Origin of the sequence: Jilunia laotingensis, assembly GCF_014385165.1 — a bacterium.
In the GTDB taxonomy this organism is placed as follows: domain Bacteria; phylum Bacteroidota; class Bacteroidia; order Bacteroidales; family Bacteroidaceae; genus Bacteroides; species Bacteroides laotingensis.
In genome coordinates, this window is the sequence record NZ_JACRTF010000001.1 from 357,238 (window position 1) to 374,367 (window position 17,130).

Here is a 17,130-nt window from a genome sequence, read left to right on the forward strand (position 1 = left end):
ATTCGTAGCTTGCAGCAATCAATAAGATAAAAACATGAGTACAAAAAACTCTTCCCGCTTTACCCCCGTCATTATTGCTGTGAGCATTGTCGTAGGAATACTCATAGGAACATTTTATGCCAAACACTTTGCCGGGAATCGTCTGGGAATTATCAATGGCTCATCCAACAAGCTGAATGCTCTGTTACGGATCGTCGATGACCAATATGTGGATACGGTCAATATGACCGATCTCGTGGAAAAAGCCATGCCGCAGATTCTGGCGGAACTCGACCCGCATTCTACTTATATCCCGGCACAGAACCTGGAAGAAGTAAATTCAGAACTAGAAGGTAGTTTCAGCGGCATCGGTATCCAGTTTACCATACAGAATGACACGATACATGTCAACTCAGTAATTTCGGGCGGTCCGTCGGAAAAGGTGGGATTGATGGCAGGAGACCGTATCGTGATGGTGGACGACAGCCTGTTTGTGGGGAAAGTAGTTACCAACGAAAATGCGATGCATAAGCTGAAAGGTCCCAAAGGTAGTCAGGTAAAACTCGGCATCAAACGTGCTACGGAAAAAGATTTATTGGACTTTACTATCACTCGTGGAGACATCCCGCAAAATTCAATCGATGCAGCGTATATGCTGACCGATGACTTCGGATATATACAAATCAGTAAATTCGGAAGAACCACTCATGTGGAATTGCTCAACGCATTGGCTCAACTCAATCATAAAGATTGCAAAGGAATCATTATCGACCTTCGCGGCAACACAGGAGGATATATGGAAGCTGCTACTCGCATGGTCAATGAATTTCTGCCTGAAGGCAAATTGATCGTTTATGCCGAAGGACGCAAATACAAACGTTTGGATGAATTTGCCAATGGCACAGGCAGTTGCCAAAAACTTCCATTAGTAGTTCTTGTGGATGAAGGTTCAGCGTCCGCCAGTGAAATCTTTACCGGAGCCATCCAGGACAATGACCGTGGAACCATTGTGGGACGGCGTTCGTTCGGTAAAGGGCTGGTACAACAGCCCATCGATTTCAGTGACGGGTCTGCTATCCGCTTAACGATTGCCCGCTACTACACCCCATCCGGACGTTGCATTCAGCGACCATATGAAAACGGGAAAGACCGTAATTACGAGATGGACTTGTATAACCGTTATGCGCACGGAGAGTTTTTCTCACGTGACAGCATTAAGATGGATGAATCTCAACGATATTCAACCAGTTTGGGACGTCCGGTTTATGGCGGTGGCGGTATCATGCCCGATGTATTCGTGCCACAGGATACAACCGGAGTTAGTTCTTACCTGACGGAAGTTCTGAATAAAGGTTTAACAATCCTATTCACTTTCCAGTATACTGATAATAATCGTGAGAAGCTCAGCAAATACGACACGGAAGAGTCGTTACTCAATTATCTGCGTCGTCAAGGTTTAGTAGAACAATTCGTTCGTTTTGCCGAAAGCAAAGGAGTCAAAAGAAGAAATATCCTGATTCAGAAATCATACAAGCTGTTAGAAAAGAATATTTATGGAAATATCATTTATAACATGCTTGGAAAAGAAGACTATATTAAATATTTAAACCAGTCCGACCCAACCGTAAAGAAAGGACTGGAAATACTTGAAAAAGGCGAAGCTTTTCCAAAAGCTCCTGAGATAGCCGAAGAACCGGTAACAGAAAAGAAAAATGAAGGAAAGAAAAAAAGAACTGCGCAAGCAGATTGCTCAAGAGAAAACGAGATATTGCGACTCTACGCTTAAAGAGCTTTCTGCTATTGTCCTGGACAGACTGGAGAAACATCCGAAATTCCAGGAAGCAAAGACCATATTGCTCTACCATTCTTTGAAGGATGAGGTTCAGACCCATTCCTTCATTGAAAAGTGGAGTGGTGAAAAGAGAATCATACTGCCGGTTGTTGTGGGCGACGAGTTGGAGTTACGATCATATACAGGTCCTGCCGATTTAGCCATTGGCGCATACGGCATTGCCGAACCTACCGGAGATATTTTCACCGATTACGCTTCGATCGATTTGGTTATCGTGCCGGGAGTCGCTTTCGACATGAACGGTCACCGCCTGGGTAGAGGCAAAGGATATTACGACAAACTATTACCTAAAATACAGGCTCATAAAATAGGCATATGCTTTCCATTCCAGTTAATAGACGAAGTACCGGCAGAACCTTTTGACATCTGTATGAATGCAGTCATTGCTAAATGAAAACTAATTATCACACTCACACTGCCCGCTGTCACCACGCAACAGGCAGTGATGAAGAGTTCGTTTTAAGTGCTATCAAAGGTGGTTATCAGGAACTCGGTTTCTCCGACCATAGTCCTTGGAAATATCGCACGGATTATGTTTCAGACATTCGAATGACTCCTGAAGAATTCCCGGAATACGTCTGCAGTATTCGTGAACTCCAGGCAAAATACAAGGATCAGATAAAAATCAGCCTGGGACTGGAATGCGAATACTTTCCGGAATATATCCATTGGCTGAAAGAATTGGCAAAGGAATACAAGCTCGACTTCATCATCTTCGGCAATCATCATTTCCATTCCGATGAAAAATTTCCCTACTTCGGCCATAACACTACAACCGTGGACATGCTGGAATTGTATGAAGAGAGTTCCATAGAAGGAATGGAAAGCGGTCTATATGCCTACTTGGCACACCCCGACCTTTTCATGCGTTCCTATCCCGTATTCGACCGACATTGCAAATCGGTCAGCAGGCATATCTGCCGAGCGGCAGCACGCCTCAACATTCCATTGGAATATAATATAGGTATGATGGATCACAACCAAGCTTTTGGGAAATTAACCTATCCCCACCCTGAGTTCTGGCAGATAGCCGCCAATGAAGGATGTACGGCAATCATAGGAGTAGATGCACACGATGTAAAGGCGCTGGAATACTCCGGTTATTATGATAATGCGTGTGAAGAATTGAAACGACTAAAGATTAAAACGATGGATACGATTCCTTTTAGGTAGCCATACCTATCACGATAGATAACCCTATACTCATAAAGCATCATCTGAATATAATATTGGTAATCACCGTAGCCCCAACTTTCTGATTCAAACTACGCACCAATCTTTCACGCGCCATCATTAATTCCTGACGTAGTGCCGCGGAAGTGAGATGCACAAAAAGGGTCTGGTTCTTTATATAAAGATCGCGCGTATAGGATGAAATCGTAGGCCCCAATATCTGAGGCCACGCATCCAATAAACGCTGTTCGTTCAGTGGGGATTCCAAACTCTCCTGTCGAAAGAACTGCTGAATTAACTTCCCTATCGGTTCGGCATCGTTTCTTTTCATATTTCCGATTCTTTTGTTTCGCAGATTTCTCCTTTTTCTACCCGGAACATCTTATAATCACTGCCTACATTATACAAAATCCGATCCAAATGTTCACGGTTCGTATCGGTAATGAAAATCTGACCGAAACTGTCACCTGCTACCAGTTTCACGATCTGTTCCACCCGCGAAGCATCCAATTTATCAAAGATATCATCGAGCAACAGCAGTGGAACAGCACTTCCTGTCCGTTTAAGAAAATCGAACTGTGCCAATTTCAAAGCTACCAGATAAGTCTTGTTCTGACCTTGCGATCCCTCCCTTTTGATTGGGAACTCGCCTAAAAGCATGTTTAACTCATCTTTATGAACCCCCTTCAAAGAGAAACCCATGATTTTATCGCGCTCCCTGCTTCCCTTTAGTACTTCCAGCAATGAAGCATCCCGGGCATGCGAATCATATGACAGTCCCACCTGTTCTTTATCCTGAGATATAAAAGAATAAAAAGACTGAAATATCGGAATAAACTCACGGATAAACGCCTCCCGTTTCCTGTAGACCACTTCCCCCGCCTGAGCCATAGCTTCTTCCCAAATCAAAAAAAGATCTTCTTCCACGGGAACTTCGCTTTTCAATAAAGTATTACGTTGCAATAATGCTTTATTATAACGAATCAATGCCTCCAAATACTCCTTATCGTACTGTGAAATAACCACATCCATGAAACGGCGACGTTCGTCACTACCTCCGGCAATCAACTCGGAATCAGCGGGAGAAACCATAACCAACGGTAAAAAGCCGATGTGATCGGACAAACGGCCATATTCTTTCTTATTTCGCTTGAATTGTTTCTTCGAACGTCTTTTCATACCGCAATAAATCTCTTCCGGGGTTCCGTCGGACGCTTCATAAAACCCCTGTATCACAAAAAAGTCCTGATCATGCCGGATATTTTGCGAATCGATAGGGTTGCCGGCACTCTTGCAGAAAGACAGAAAGTATACGGCATCCAAAAGATTTGTCTTTCCCATTCCGTTTTGCCCGAAAAAGCAATTCAACTTAGCAGAAAAATTCAGTTCAACCTGCTCCAGATTTTTATAGTTCAGTACGGATATACGTTTCAGTATCATGTGATCACATTAAGTTTGGTTACAAAAGTAGAAAGATTTTCGTGGTTTTACAGCGTAAAACAAAAAAAGATGCCTCTAAATTTCATTAGTAGATATAAAAAAACTACTTTTGCGAGTCGAAATATCAAAGTTAGAATAATAACAAAAAGAATCATATAAAAATGGCAGAACAAAAACACCACAATGAAGCAATGAATGTGGAAGATGCACTGACCAAGTCAGAAGCATTTCTTATCAAAAACAAAAAAGTAATCATCGGCGTAGTAGTTGCCGTAATCGTTGTTGTAGTAGGCGTTATATTGTACAAACACCTTTATGCAGAGCCTCGTGAAGAAAAAGCCCAAGCAGCTCTATTCAAAGGACAAGAGCTTTTTGAACAAGACCAATACGAAAAGGCATTAAATGGTGACAGCATCGGTTTCGTCGGTTTTCTGAAAGTAGCCGATCAATTCAGTGGTACCAAAGCTGCAAATCTGGCTAAAGCCTATGCAGGAATCTGCTATGCACACCTCAACAAATATGACGAAGCCATTAAATATCTGAACGAATTCGATGGTGCCGACCAAATGGTAGGTCCTGCCATGCTTGCTGCAGCAGGGAACTGTTATGCACAATTAGATCAGTTGGATAAAGCAGTTTCTTCCTTATTGAAAGCAGCTGACAAAGCCGATAGCAATACTTTGAGTCCTATTTACCTGTTACAAGCCGGTGAAATCTTAGTGAAACAAGGTAAGTATGACGATGCGGTAAAAGCTTATACTCAAATCAAAGATAAATACTTCCAATCTTATCAGGCAATGGATATCGATAAATACATCGAGCAAGCCAAACTGCTGAAGAAATAAGAGAGAAGTGAAAAGTGAAAAGATAAAAGTAAAGAGTGATAAATGATCGTATAAATACAGATCATTTATCACTCTTTATCATTTCTTGCCGCTTTATCCATTTCTTCTCTTTTCACTCTCACTTTTAATTCTTCACTTTTAACTATTCACTTTTAATTCTTACTTATTTATGGCAACAGCTTATCACAATTTATCAGATTACGATTTCACCTCTGTCCCCAATGCAGAAGAGATGAAGTTTGGTATTGTTGTTTCTGAGTGGAACGATAAAATCACCGGCGCTCTTTTGGACGGTGCAGTAAATACATTAAAAAAACATGGTGCTAAGGAAGAAAACATTCTGGTAAAACATGTACCCGGAAGTTTCGAATTAACTTTTGGTGCCAATCAAATGATGGAAAATTGCGACGTAGACGCAATTATTATTATAGGATGTGTTATCAAAGGCGATACACCGCATTTTGATTATGTTTGTATGGGAGTAACCCAAGGTGCAGCGCAGCTAAATGCAACTGGCGACATACCAGTTATTTACGGACTTATTACCACCAACACTATGGAACAAGCAGAAGATAGAGCCGGTGGTAAACTCGGTAACAAAGGAGATGAATGTGCAATAACTGCAATAAAAATGATCGATTTTGTTTGGAGTTTAAATAAATAGTTGTATCTTTGCACCGCAATTGAGAAACAAACCACCTTAAGTGAAAGGAAAGGGACTCAAAAGCAAGCAAAAGGGCAAATACCAGAGTGGCCAAATGGGGCAGACTGTAAATCTGCTGTCTTTCGACTTCGGTGGTTCGAATCCATCTTTGCCCACAAAAATTGCGGAAGTAGCTCAGTTGATAGAGCATTAGCCTTCCAAGCTGAGGGTCGCGGGTTTGAGCCCCGTCTTCCGCTCTTAAGAAAATCAGATAGTTATCGAAAGATTACTATCTGATTTTTGCTTTTAGAGGGTGCTGATTTTGCACGAAACTATGCGGTTGAAGTCAACCAAAAATTTTATGAGTGCAACAATCAACGTAGTGTGCTACAAGTGGAAAACTTTAGCAAATGGAGAATCCCCCTTAATGGTAAGAGTAGCCAAAGGCGGCAAACGGACTATGCAGAGCTTAGGCATATCCATCAATCCTAAATAATGGGACTTCACACGAAACAAACCTAAACCCAACTGCCCTAACAAAGAATATATCCAAAAGATTATCTTGGATAAACAGCGAGAGCTACAACAGGAATGTTAGAGTTGAATGTGGAACAAAAGGAATATACCACCACTACCCTACTCAATAATGAGAATACCAAGTTTGAATTAAAAACTGTTAGTGAGTTCTATCACGAATTGATAGAGCAATACACACGTGAAGACAAATGTGGAAACCGTCTCATCTACAAAAGTTCTTTCAACTCGCCTAAAGCGTTTACGAAAGGCAAGTTAGATATACCTTTCAGCGATATAGATACTTCTTGGCTTAACAAATATGAGAAATGGCTACGCTCCAAAGACAATAAAGAAACCACCATAAGCCTAATTTCGTACATTACGCAGTACATATAATAAAGCCCCCTTAGCTATTAGACTTTCCAAACATCCCATTAGAGAACAATTCAGAGAAATCTTTTTACACAAATATAGCCCGCAACTGAAGACATCCTTCCTCACCGAGGAACACCCCGTTGATCACCGATGAAGCCCCCCTTCATCACCGAGGAAGAGGGTGTTCATCACCGAGGAAGAGACGTCACATAACTTATGCTGATTATCAACCATTTACCTCAACTGTTTTAATAATACATCCCCGATTGCACAAATCAAAATTAATGACATACTTCAAGACAAAACCTAACATATACTTCTCCAAACATATTACTCTATATATAGTCGCTATTTTGAAGAAGTATAGCCAATCGAACCTTTTTAGCAAATAATAATTGTATTTCGAGAAAAAAAGATATTTTTGTCTGTCGAAGAAGAGAACAACAGAAAAAATGCAAGAATGAAATCACTGCTTCCCCTTATTTATATTATATGTTTTCATATTATTTTTCTTTCAGCCTGTACTGATAAAAGGCATCAGCTACATTCTGAACTCTTCTATATAGAATCTTTATCTGACGAAAAGCCGGACAGCGCAGCAATACTATTACACCAATTCGCCATTGAAAACAGGGGATTATCCCAAGCCGATGAAGCCTATTATAACTTATTGCAAACTAAGACCAATATACTTTTAAAGGCATCTCCTTCCGACTCCATTATTAATACCGTCATTAACTATTATGAGAACAATGAGGATGAACACAAATTGGCGCTTGCCTATTATTACAAATCTCAAATCAGCATGTCCTTGGAAGCTGACTCGATCGCAATGGTATACATCTTGAAAACCATCGACAAAGTAAAAATGACAAATAACCTTCAACTGCTATCCAATGCTTATAATCACCTCGGATTTATTTATCTAATACAGAACCTACCATCAAATGCTCTTCAAGCTTTTAAAAAAGCCTATGAATACACTGATCAATTACCACGCAAACACCTTAATAAACCAGTCTATTTAAGAAATATAGCACGAGCATATAATTTAAAAAACATTCTATCGCATAATTCAGATAAACACTCTTATAGGGACAGTGCCATATTATTTTATAATAAAGCTATCAGCCTTCAAACAGATAGCACCCCTAAAAATATTTCATTATCCATTTATAAGGAATTATCTACTACTTACATGTTGAATAACGATTTCACCAAATCCTTTAAATACCTAGAAGCCAGTCTTGATTCAAACAAATTACAAGAGTATTTTAACAAAAAAGCAGGCATTTTCTTGAGAATGGGTCAATTTGATTCGGCAAGTTTTTATGTGCAAAAGTGCATGATAAATTCGGGATTATATGATCGGTATACGATATACGATAAACTTCTAAGAATAGAGAAAAAGAAAAACAATCCTCAGAAAGCTCTGGAATATGCAGATTCATTGCTTATCCTGAGCGACAGCATGATCACACGCACGATACCCGAGGAGATGATAGAAATTCAGAAGAAGTATAATGAAGAAAAACTGCGTGCTGAAAAAGCCAGTATAGAAATAAAATATGAGAAGGAGAAATCCCATTCATTACTCATTTCATTCATTGTGGTCGTCCTATTGTTTTTGAGTACATACATCTATATATACAGTTATTTCAAGAAAAAGAAATTACAGCAATCTTTATTGAGACAAAGAAATGAATTGCTGCTATTGAACCAAAAGGCACGGCAGTGGAACACACAGGTCCAATTAAGTCAAAAGAAAATTCGCCAACTGGAAGATGAGAAGAAAAAGATAGAATCCGACCTGCACATCATAGCAAATGAAAAGGAACTCATCCTGAAAGAGAAAGACGAGGAATTGGAACTGTATCGGAAACAAGAAAGCGATTTGCAGACTCAAAAAGCAAAATACGAAGAATTATGCTACGTGGAATTCAAAAAGCTGTTTTTATCCGTTCCTCTCTCTCGAAAAATTCCCGCTTTCGGTATCGAAAGAGTAGTAACGGAAAAGTTAAGTACCCATTCTCAGAAACAGCTAATGAGTATAATGGACGAGATATGTTATAGTTTCGCATCCCGATTGCACGTACTTCTTCAAGAATCCACTGAAAAGACCTGCCTCTGTTGCCTGATACGTCTGGAAGTAAAGCCGAAATATATCATGATATTATGCGATCTCAGCAAAGAAACTTATTATAAACAATGCCAGAGAATCGCAGAAAGTCTAATGGGTAAAAGTAGCGCCTCCGCATTAAAAGAATATCTCAGTTCCTTCTAAAACCGCATCTTTTAGGCAAAATTGTCCACCTATCATTTTGCACGATCATATTAAAACACTAATTATAAGCATATTATCTAGCATATTTTTTATTTCCATGTCCACTTTTGCTATTACAACAAAGACTAATTTTGCTTCCGGACATTCTGAAATATCAATCTAATTAAAATTAAATGCTTATGAAAACAAAATTATTACTCTCATTCTGTGTAGTGTTCCTTTTATCTTTATCGAGCCATGCTTATGCACAGTTTAAAGTAAAGAAAGAAGTAGATTCTTCTATCAGAAATACTCGGAAAGTGTCGAAAGCTAACGCGAACAATGCAAATAAGCTTGTCTATACTTTTTGTAGCGATGAAATAAATAATGCTGCTCGAGTAGACCAAGACGTTGAATTACGCGCATATTTGCGTATACCTGCCAAACAATGGAAAGGATGTAAAATTACCTGTGTAGAATTTGGATTTGCCTATGAGGTAGGAAAAGATAGTTACATGTTTGTCAGCAAAGACCTAAATGCTGATCCCTTAGTGAAGCAGTATTATCAATGTGACACTATTGCCATACCCGATGAAGGATATATTGGTTGGAAAAATGTTCCGTTTGATGAACCTTATTTGATTGATTCGGACGATGATTTATATGTGGGTGTTTATACCATACAACAAGATCCTTGGGGAACTTTTGGACTAGATAATCTTACGCCTATTCCAGGAGCAAATCTTGTAAGTTACCGCCGTCCGGGAAAGGCAGAATGGGTTTATCAGGAGCTTCCCAGTAATTTGTCTATAAAGGTTATAATTGAAGGAGAAAACATTCCGCAAACTCATATGCGCATTTATTCCCACTCTAGCGATAAAATGTATTATAAGATAGGAGAAAGTGTAGCAATCAACGGCACTATTATTAATGAAGGTATTAAGCCTGTAGAGTCTTTTGATATTTCTTATCAATTAAATAACAATGAATCCGTTACAACACATGTCTCCGATGTTGCTATTCAACCGATGGAAATTTATGATTTCAATTTTGACACTACTGTATCTAAAGAAGGGAGAGGCAATTTAATTCTAACAGTGTCCAATCCGAATGGAGAACCAGATGATTTCCAAGGCAGTACTTCTGTTACATATGATAAATTCGCTTGCATGGCTAAAGGCATACAAAAAAATGTATTAGTTGAAGAGATAGTCGGGACGGATGATGAAGGAGCCGTCACTGCTGCAGAAATCATTAAGGAGGCTATTGATAACTCGGATAAAAAAGATAATATCATTTGGGTACAAAACCATGTATTAGCCGATGATGAATATACAATTGAAGGATATAGTAATTATAGCATGCTCTATGCTAGTGCTATTTTTACTCCAGCGGTAAATTTGAACCATAAAGAAGCTATATCAGGAACTTTTATGTTGAATGAGGAAAATGAGAAAGTACCTGCTACCTCAGAATTATTCCTAATAGACAATGATTTTGGAAAGCATTTAAATTCAATCTTGGAAGACGAAGTCTTTTATTCTTTAAATGCAGAATGTGATGTTATTGATGACGATGTATTAAAAATAAAAGTAGCTCTTAAACCTGCCATTGAAGGACTATTTCCTTCTATATTTGGGCCCAATCTTGCTATGCTTCTTACGGAAGATAATATTGTTGGCAGGCAAGCCGGTGTTGATGGGGATTATGTCCACAACGGAATCCCAAGAACGTTTATTAATAGCGAAGACCCGAGGTTCGGCATGGTGGGAAATAAAATTGAAATATCTGATAACGGTTATACACTGGAAACGAAATACATTATTCCGGATAAGTCATGGAAACTTGAAAATATGAATTTGATTTGCTATATTATGGATGCTCGTATGGTGATTGATAATGTTGTGTCATGTCCGGTTAAAGCCAATCCTGACGGACTGAAAAAAGAGACAGTTGAAAACGATTTTGCAATTAACTGTAAGGATGGTACTTTGCTTATTGACGGAGATTTCGATCAAGCCAGAATTCTTTCAATCAGCGGACAAACAGTAATGGAAACGAATAATGCAAACATAAATGTTTCAAAACTAAACAAAGGCATTTATTGCATACTTATCCAAAAAGGTAACCGCTTCGTATCCAAAAAGTTTATAATCCAATAATATAATCTGATGCTAAAGAAAGAGTTCGATATAACCAAACTCCATATTAGCACATGAAGAAGCTTCATTTACTGCCATTGAATATCCTCGACGGTCAGTAATGATTCTTAACCAAACAATCAGATTACAACATACAAAAAGGGAAGCGGCCCTCATATGGAGCGTGCTTCCCTTTCCCGTTTATTCCATTAATATACTATTAACAGATATTATTTGATCACGATTTTGTCTGAAACAGAATGATTTCCCTTTTGGATGAGTACACAATATATACCGGCCGGCAATGAAGATACGTTTGTATCTGCTACACTGGTTGTTAACAGGAGTTGTCCGGTCATTGAAAACAATCTTGCACTGTCAAAATCTCCGTCAATATGCAGGCTTCCATCATTATAAACAACATTAAAATCATTTTCAGCCGTTTCCTTTTTCAGTCCGTCAGGATTGGCTTTAACCGGACATGACACAACATTATCAATCCTCATACCAGAGTCCATGATATAACAAATCAAATTCATATTTTCGAGTTTCCATGAATCATCAGGAATTTCATATTCGGTTTCAAGAGTAAGTCCATCATCCGGTATATCAATTTTCTTACCAAATATAGCAAATTCAGGATCATCATCATAATAAATAAAGTCTCTTGGTATTCCGTTATGAATGTACTCTCCATCTACACCTGCTTGTGTGCCCACAATTTTATCTTCTGTAAGCAAAAGCGAGATACCAGGATTATATATATAAGGGAATAGACCTTCCACAGCAGGTTTGACGGTCATTTTTATCTTCAATAAATTATCATCAACCACTTCACACTCTACACCTAACGAATAGAAGACTTCTTCTTCATCCAAATAGGTTTCCAGATGATCACTAAAATCTTGATCAATTATAAAGATTTCTCCTTCAGTAGGCACTTTCTCTCCATCACTATTCATCATAAACGTTCCGGGAATCTCCGCTTTATGGTTCAATGTTACAGCCGGTGTAAATACGGCATCCCAATATAACATACTGTAATCACCAAACCCCATAATTGCATATTCGTCATTAGCTATTCCGTGATTTTGTATCCAAATGATATTATCTTTTCTGTCCGAGTTGTCAATAGCATCTTTAATGATCTCAGCAGCGGCAGCAGCCCCCTTATCATCCGTACCGACTATTTCTTCAACTAATACATTTTTCTGTATTTTTTTAAGTACACAACCAAATCTATCATACTCCACAGAAGTAGTTTCCTGAAAATCATCGGGCTTTCCATTCGGATTGGAAACAGTCAATATTAAATTACCTCTACCCTCTTTGGTTATAGAAGTCTCCAAATCGAAATCATAAAACTCCATTGGTTGAAGAACAACATCAGATACATGGGTAGTAACAGATTCATTGTCATTTAATTGATAAGTAATATCAAAAGATTCTACAGGCTTGACACCTTCATTAATGATAGTACCGTTTATTTCCATATTTTCTCCCGCTTTATAATATAGCTTATCTACCGAATAAGTAAAAATGCGCATATGATTCTGCGGGATAGTTTCTCCTTCAATTATAACCTTTATAGATAAATTACTCGGGAGTTCCTGGTAAGTCCACTCTGTTTTTCCCGGACGACGGAAACTTGCAAGATTTGCTCCGGGAATAGGTGGAAGATTATCTAGTCCAAAAGTTCCCCATGGATCCTGTTCTATTGTATACACACCTACATACAAATCATCATCGGAATCAATTGTATACGGTTCATCGAAAGGAACATTTTTCCATCCAATATATCCTTCATCGGGAACGGCAATAGTATCACACTGATAATATTGCTTTACTATAGGATCAGCATCTAAGTCTTTGCTAATAAACATGTAACTGTCTTTTCCTACTTCATAGGCAAATCCAAATTCAACATTGGTGATTTTACAACCTTTCCATTGTTTGGCGGGTATACGCAAATAAGCACGTAACTCAACATCACGCCCTACTTCAGCCCTATTTCCTATCTCATCACTGCAAAAAGCATAAACAAGTTTGTTTGCATTGTCGTCATTCGCTTTTGACACCTTCCGGCTATTTCTCATAGAAGAATCTACTTCGTCCTTTACTTCAAATTGTGCGTAAGCATGGCTCGATAAAGATAAAATAAATACTACACAGAATGAGAGTAATAATTTTGTTTTCATAAGCATTTAATTTTATTAGATTAATATTTCAGAATGTCTGGAAGCAAAACTACCACGCTTTAAAAGAAAAGAATTGTACATAAATATAAAAACATCACCAAACAAAGCACTATTAATCAATAAATTAGCATATTATAACAAAACAAAAAGTGGACATCAAACTAAAAAACTCACCCAATCAGAATGAATCGAGGTATTCTTTTAATCCCGAGATACTACTTTTCCCAATGAGTTTTTCTGCTATTCGCTGACATTGTTTATAATAGGCTTCCTTTCCGAGATCACAGAGAGCCATAATATATTTAGGTTTCACTTGTAGCTTAATGAGGCAACAAAGACAAGTCTTTTCTGTGGATTCTTGAAGCAAAAGATGAAGTCTGGAAGCAAAATTATAGCAAATCTCATCCATTATATTCATCAATTGCTCTTGAGAATGAGTATTTAACTTTTCTACCACTGCATTATCCGTACCATACACTGGTATTTTACGAGATAAAGGAAGTGACAAAAACAGTTTCTTCAATTCTATCAAGTATAATTCTTCATATTGACTTTTTTGAGTGGACATTTCAGATTTTTGTTTTCGGTAGCCCGCTAACTCCTCCTCTTTTCTCTTTAAAGCAGATTCCTTTTCGTTGGCGATAACATACAAATCAGATTCAATCTGCTCCTTTTCCTGTTCTAATTGTTGAATTTTGCTTTGACTAAGTTCAACCTGTTGATTCCACTGCTGTATCTTCTGATTCAAAAGTAACAATTCATTTTTTTGCTGTAATAGAGATTGTTGTAGCTTTTTCTTTTTCAGATAACTATAGATATAAATACACGTACAAAAGAAAAGAAGTATGACAACTACGAAAGATACGAGTAAAGAGTGGGATTTTTCTTTCTCATATTTAACCTGTAGAATGGCTTTTTCAGCTTTATGCTTTTCTTCACTATATTTCTTTTGAATATTCATAATCTCACCGGGAATAATATGAGCATTCATACTATCATTTAAAACAAACAGAGTATCAGCATATTTCAAGGCTTTCCAATAATTCTTCTTAGTTCGTTCTATATTATACAACCTATTATATATGGAACATTTTGAATAGATATTTTGTCCTGTCAAACACTTTTCACAATAATAGTTTGCAGAATCCAGTTCTCCCAAATCTAAAAAGATATCCGCTTTCCTTCCATAATAGCGTAAAAGCTCCATAGAGTCTTTACTTAGTTCCAAATATTCAAGGGCTTTCGGATAATCTTTCTTAAACACATAAATGGTAGAGATTTCGCGATATAAGGAGCTGGTCAAATCTCGCGGTGTATTATCTGCTATAAATGTTAACGCCTCCCTATAATAAAGTAATGACGTATCGCGTGAAAGAGTGTCTTTAGCCTTGTTTAAAATAGTTTTCAGATTATATACCCTTCCTATATTCCTGAGCAAAAGAGGCTTATAGTAATATTTACGGGATACCATATCCGTTTTCCCATATACTTTTCTAAATGCCTGAAGAGAGTTCTTAGGCAAGTTCTGAAATAAATAGATCATTCCCAGATGGTTATAAATCTCAATAGACAATACAGGTTTATCAATCGATTTTATTTTATCAATTGCTTTCAGAATATATAGCATACTGATTGAATCAGTACCCGAAAAGAAACAATTTTTCGCTTTGCACAAATATGCATAAGCTAATTTGTGATTATCATTCGTATGTTCATAATATTCGATTACAGGATTAATAATAGAATCGGAGATTAATTCATCACCCAAAAGAAGAGCAATTTTTATCTGTAACAAATGATACAGAGCTTCGCTCTCTTTATCGGCCTTTTTATGCTCAAAAGGTATTTGGGAAAGCAAAACTGCCGCACTATCCGGTTTTTCATCTACAATCGAATCAATATAAACAAGTTCTGAAAGCAAAGGGTGATCTTTTTCAGCACAACCATAAAACAAAGTTATGTATGCAAAACATAGTATATAGATTAAATACAGTAAAAGTTTCATTTGGTAAGCATGTGTGTTCAGTCTACAAAAATATCCTTTTTTTTCCAATAAGCTATCACTTTCCTACTAAGAATTAGAGCTAAAACTTTTGTTTTCCACCAGATTTGTAATGTAGAATGAATTATCTTATTCATTTAATAATCGACATATCCAAATAAAACTTATATTTGTAAGTTCGGAAATTGATAATCGAATAATCATAATTATTAACCTATTAAAATTTAGAGACATGTTAAAACACGTGACTTCCTTATTAACAGGACTCGCTTTACTGGCATGTATTTCTTGTACCTCCAACAAGAACAATGCTCCACAGACTCTCCAACCCCTTGAAGTAGCCGTACCCGAACGTCCTGCGGGACAAACGGATGTGATCAATCTGATAACCGAAAAATTGGACACCGTACGAGTCGGTTTCATAGGTCTTGGCATGCGTGGACCGGGAGCAGTAGAACGATTTACTCACATACCCGGCACTAAGATTGTAGCACTTTGCGACATCCTTCCCGAACGGGTAGAAAACTCACAAAAAATACTTGAAAACGCTGGTCTGCCCAAAGCAGCTGCCTATTCGGGAAGTGAAGACAGTTGGAAACAATTGTGCGATCGTGACGATATCGATCTGGTCTACATCGCAACGGATTGGAAACACCACGCTGAAATGGGACTTTATGCTATGGAACATGGCAAACACGCAGCCATCGAAGTACCCGCTGCAATGTCATTGGACGAAATATGGGCATTGATCAATACTTCCGAAAGAACACGTAAACACTGCATGCAATTGGAAAACTGCGTATACGACTTTTTCGAACTGACCACTCTTAACATGGCTCAACAAGGAGTTTTCGGGGATATACTCCACGTAGAGGGTTCTTATATCCACAATCTTGAAGACTTCTGGAAACATTATTGGAACAACTGGCGTATGGATTACAACCAGAATCACCGCGGAGATGTATATGCCACTCATGGCATGGGTCCCGCTTGCCAATTACTGGACATTCATCGGGGTGACCGCATGAAAACATTGGTTTCAATGGACACTAAAGCTGTAAACGGTCCCGCATATATAAAAAAAACAACCGGTGAAGAGGTGAACGATTTCCAGAATGGCGACCAGACATCCACTCTCATACGCACGGAAAACGGGAAAACGATGCTTATCCAACACAATGTAATGACTCCCCGGCCTTATAGCCGTATGTATCAATTAACTGGAACAGACGGTTATGCTAGCAAATATCCGATCGAAGAATATTGTCTTCGTCCTTCTCAGGTTTCTTCGGACATTATTCCCAACCATGAAGACTTAAATGCGCACGGTTCCGTTTCGGAAGATGTAAAAAAAGCATTAATGGAGAAATACAAACACCCTATCCACAAAGAGCTGGAAGAAACTGCCAAAAAGGTAGGCGGTCATGGAGGTATGGATTATATCATGGACTATCGCCTTGTCTATTGTTTGCGTAACGGACTGCCTCTTGATATGGATGTTTACGATTTAGCCGAATGGTGCTGTATGGCCGATTTAACCCGTCTCTCGATTGAAAACAACTCTGCTCCGGTTGCAGTGCCCGACTTCACACGCGGAGGCTGGAACAAAGTACAAGGTTACAAACACGCTTTTGCTCAACAATAGAAAAGGTATAACCACTTTATGATTCTATAGTATTATAAATTCATAGTATACAGAACAA

At 38.2% G+C, this 17,130-nt stretch carries 12 protein-coding genes, 2 tRNA genes and 1 pseudogene; 11 read left to right on the forward strand and 4 right to left on the reverse strand.

Annotation, left to right across the window (positions count from 1 at the left end; genetic code table 11):
- The first annotated feature begins 34 nt into the window (after positions 1–34).
- From H8744_RS01545 to H8744_RS01555, 3 genes are read left to right on the forward strand one after another with little or no spacing between them, the layout of a single operon-like run.
- Entirely contained in the window at positions 35–1,765 is a 1,731-nt protein-coding gene (locus tag H8744_RS01545; RefSeq protein WP_262433158.1) for a S41 family peptidase, read from the forward strand.
- Positions 1,692–2,225 (forward strand): 5-formyltetrahydrofolate cyclo-ligase, encoded by a 534-nt coding sequence (locus H8744_RS01550; protein WP_262433159.1) that lies wholly within the window; start codon positions 1,692–1,694, stop codon positions 2,223–2,225. Before H8744_RS01545 ends, H8744_RS01550 begins: the two co-directional genes overlap by 74 nt.
- The gene (locus H8744_RS01555) at positions 2,222–3,004 is read left to right on the forward strand and encodes a histidinol-phosphatase (protein ID WP_262433160.1); all 783 of its coding nucleotides are present in this window, start codon (positions 2,222–2,224) and stop codon (positions 3,002–3,004) included. The genes H8744_RS01550 and H8744_RS01555 overlap by 4 nt, the downstream gene beginning before the upstream one ends.
- 40 nt (positions 3,005–3,044) lie before the next feature.
- Here the strand turns inward: H8744_RS01555 and H8744_RS01560 are convergent, their stop codons facing one another.
- Positions 3,045–3,335: a DciA family protein gene (locus H8744_RS01560; protein ID WP_262433161.1), complete on the reverse strand. Its 291-nt coding sequence runs from the start codon at positions 3,333–3,335 to the stop codon at positions 3,045–3,047.
- Positions 3,332–4,444: a DNA replication/repair protein RecF gene (recF, locus tag H8744_RS01565; protein WP_262433162.1), complete on the reverse strand. Its 1,113-nt coding sequence runs from the start codon at positions 4,442–4,444 to the stop codon at positions 3,332–3,334. The genes H8744_RS01560 and recF overlap by 4 nt, the downstream gene beginning before the upstream one ends.
- A gap of 161 nt (positions 4,445–4,605) precedes the next feature.
- Between recF and H8744_RS01570 the strand changes: the two genes are divergently transcribed.
- The 7 genes and pseudogenes from H8744_RS01570 (at position 4,606) to H8744_RS01600 (ending at position 11,248) form a co-directional block, all read left to right on the forward strand.
- A complete protein-coding gene (locus tag H8744_RS01570; protein ID WP_262433163.1) occupies positions 4,606–5,289 on the forward strand; it encodes a tetratricopeptide repeat protein in 684 nt (227 codons plus the stop codon).
- A gap of 169 nt (positions 5,290–5,458) precedes the next feature.
- Entirely contained in the window at positions 5,459–5,953 is a 495-nt protein-coding gene (gene ribH / locus H8744_RS01575; RefSeq protein ID WP_262433164.1) for a 6,7-dimethyl-8-ribityllumazine synthase, read from the forward strand.
- A 72-nt stretch (positions 5,954–6,025) separates the two neighbouring features.
- A tRNA-Tyr gene (locus H8744_RS01580) sits at positions 6,026–6,108 on the forward strand.
- Positions 6,109–6,116: 8 nt separating this feature from the next.
- Positions 6,117–6,189: transfer RNA gene (locus H8744_RS01585), tRNA-Gly, on the forward strand.
- A gap of 104 nt (positions 6,190–6,293) precedes the next feature.
- Positions 6,294–6,890 (forward strand): annotated as a pseudogene (locus H8744_RS18805) (phage integrase SAM-like domain and Arm DNA-binding domain-containing protein); the annotation flags it as partial.
- A gap of 393 nt (positions 6,891–7,283) precedes the next feature.
- On the forward strand, positions 7,284–9,107 hold the full coding sequence (locus H8744_RS01595; RefSeq protein WP_262433166.1) for a tetratricopeptide repeat protein: 1,824 nt from the start codon (positions 7,284–7,286) through the stop codon (positions 9,105–9,107).
- Positions 9,108–9,286: 179 nt separating this feature from the next.
- Positions 9,287–11,248 (forward strand): T9SS type A sorting domain-containing protein, encoded by a 1,962-nt coding sequence (locus H8744_RS01600; RefSeq protein ID WP_262433167.1) that lies wholly within the window; start codon positions 9,287–9,289, stop codon positions 11,246–11,248.
- A 209-nt stretch (positions 11,249–11,457) separates the two neighbouring features.
- Here the strand turns inward: H8744_RS01600 and H8744_RS01605 are convergent, their stop codons facing one another.
- Positions 11,458–13,425: a T9SS type A sorting domain-containing protein gene (locus H8744_RS01605; protein WP_262433168.1), complete on the reverse strand. Its 1,968-nt coding sequence runs from the start codon at positions 13,423–13,425 to the stop codon at positions 11,458–11,460.
- 178 nt (positions 13,426–13,603) lie between these two features.
- Positions 13,604–15,346 carry a hypothetical protein gene (locus H8744_RS01610; protein ID WP_262433169.1) on the reverse strand — a complete coding sequence of 581 codons (1,743 nt, stop codon included), beginning with the start codon at positions 15,344–15,346 and terminating at the stop codon, positions 13,604–13,606.
- 313 nt (positions 15,347–15,659) lie between these two features.
- On the opposite strand from H8744_RS01610, the gene H8744_RS01615 reads away from it, so the two are divergent.
- A complete protein-coding gene (locus H8744_RS01615; RefSeq protein WP_262433170.1) occupies positions 15,660–17,072 on the forward strand; it encodes a Gfo/Idh/MocA family protein in 1,413 nt (470 codons plus the stop codon).
- Positions 17,073–17,130: the final 58 nt, after the last annotated feature.

Bases quoted from the DNA above. Each gene is read 5' to 3' on its own strand.
- H8744_RS01545 (WP_262433158.1), top strand. From the start codon at position 35: ATGAGTACAAAAAACTCTTCCCGCTTTACCCCCGTCATTATTGCTGTG.
- H8744_RS01550 (WP_262433159.1), top strand. From the start codon at position 1,692: ATGAAGGAAAGAAAAAAAGAACTGCGCAAGCAGATTGCTCAAGAGAAA.
- H8744_RS01555 (WP_262433160.1), top strand. From the start codon at position 2,222: ATGAAAACTAATTATCACACTCACACTGCCCGCTGTCACCACGCAACA.
- H8744_RS01560 (WP_262433161.1), bottom strand. From the start codon at position 3,335: ATGAAAAGAAACGATGCCGAACCGATAGGGAAGTTAATTCAGCAGTTC.
- recF (WP_262433162.1), bottom strand. From the start codon at position 4,444: ATGATACTGAAACGTATATCCGTACTGAACTATAAAAATCTGGAGCAG.
- H8744_RS01570 (WP_262433163.1), top strand. From the start codon at position 4,606: ATGGCAGAACAAAAACACCACAATGAAGCAATGAATGTGGAAGATGCA.
- ribH (WP_262433164.1), top strand. From the start codon at position 5,459: ATGGCAACAGCTTATCACAATTTATCAGATTACGATTTCACCTCTGTC.
- H8744_RS01595 (WP_262433166.1), top strand. From the start codon at position 7,284: ATGAAATCACTGCTTCCCCTTATTTATATTATATGTTTTCATATTATT.
- H8744_RS01600 (WP_262433167.1), top strand. From the start codon at position 9,287: ATGAAAACAAAATTATTACTCTCATTCTGTGTAGTGTTCCTTTTATCT.
- H8744_RS01605 (WP_262433168.1), bottom strand. From the start codon at position 13,425: ATGAAAACAAAATTATTACTCTCATTCTGTGTAGTATTTATTTTATCT.
- H8744_RS01615 (WP_262433170.1), top strand. From the start codon at position 15,660: ATGTTAAAACACGTGACTTCCTTATTAACAGGACTCGCTTTACTGGCA.